Genomic DNA, 1,394 nt, shown 5'->3' on the forward strand with positions numbered 1-1,394 from the left:
AGCTACACCACATAGCGTAATCGCTCAGGGCCTAGCCTTCTAGGCGGCGGCTCTCCACACTGTCCCTTGTCAACTGTGGCCAGTGTGCCGAAGCTATGAGGAGAACCGCCATGAAGTATTATGCCGGACTGGATGTCAGCCAGCAAACGACCTCAATCTGCATTGTTGATGACGAAGGCAAGATTGTTGCCGAACGGAAGGTGGCGTCGTGCCCAGACGCTATTGCGGAAGCGCTTGAGCCGTTCGCGATAACCCGTGCAGGACTGGAAACTGGTCCTCTGTCGGTCTGGCTATGGAATGGATTGAAGGAACGCGGCGTTCCCATTGTCTGCATGGATGCTCGCCATGCCAATGCAGCCTTGAAGATGATGCCTGCCAAGACGGACCGCAACGACGCCATCGGCCTGGCGCAGATCGTTCGTACGGGTTGGTGCAAAAGTGTTCATGTAAAATCGACGGCAAGCCACGAAGCTCGGGCGCTCCTTGCCACTCGTAGCCAACTCGTGCGAACCCGCTGCGACCTGGAGAACCAGGTCAGAGGTGTCCTTCGCACCTTCGGCATCCTGTTTGGCAAACGGGTTGGTGGGTTCGCCAAGCGTGCCGAGGAAATCATCGACGGCGAACTCCATGCGTCGCCGACCATCCAGGCCGTTGTGGAAGCACTGATGCGGGCACGTGCCAACATCCTTGAGCAGATCCGTCATCTCGAGGCGAAGGTTCGCTCGATAGCGCGGCAGAACAATGTCGTCAGACGGCTGATGTCGGTCCCTGGTGTCGGCGTTATCACTGCGCTCGGCTTCGTTGCAACTATTGATGATCCGGGACGATTCAAACGATCGTCCAGCGCCGGAGCCTATCTTGGACTGACACCGCGCATCTACGCTTCAGGTGAAACGATGAGATCAGGGCGCGTGTCTAAACGGGGCGATGACTTTCTTCGACGCAGCCTTTACGAGGCAGCCAATGCGCTGTTGACGCGTATCCCACAGTTCTCCGCTTTGAAGAGCTGGGGACTGCGCATCGCCCGGCGTGGCGGCTATCGAAAAGCAAAGGTGGCGGTCGCGCGAAAGCTCGCCGTGATCCTTCACGCGATTTGGATCTCCGGGGAACCCTTCCGCTGGTCATCGCAAGAGCCAAGAGAGCTCGCGTGATTTATGCCGATACCCCTATAGGTAGCTGATACCAGCGAGATCGTCCGGTCAGGACGGTGGCGCAGTCAAGACCGATCCCAGGCATGCGAGTGCTGGTTCGCCCAGATAACCGCGAACACCACATTGGTCGACTGAGCCTATCCAACGCCATGATGAGGCGGTCAAAGTGCCGACCTCGAAGAGAACCATGAGCCTGACCTGCGATGCCCGCTCCGACCAGCTTGACAACCGCGATTAGAGAAC

At 58.2% G+C, this 1,394-nt stretch carries 1 protein-coding gene; it reads left to right on the plus strand.

From position 1 onward, the window contains the following. The first annotated feature begins 110 nt into the window (after positions 1-110). Positions 111-1,151, plus strand: a complete 1,041-nt coding sequence (locus tag ACQKP1_RS25855) for an IS110 family transposase (RefSeq protein ID WP_427277514.1) — start codon at positions 111-113, stop codon at positions 1,149-1,151. The last annotated feature ends 243 nt before the right edge of the window (positions 1,152-1,394 follow it).

This window comes from Allorhizobium sp. NPDC080224 (assembly GCF_050281005.1).
GTDB lineage: Bacteria > Pseudomonadota > Alphaproteobacteria > Rhizobiales > Rhizobiaceae > Allorhizobium.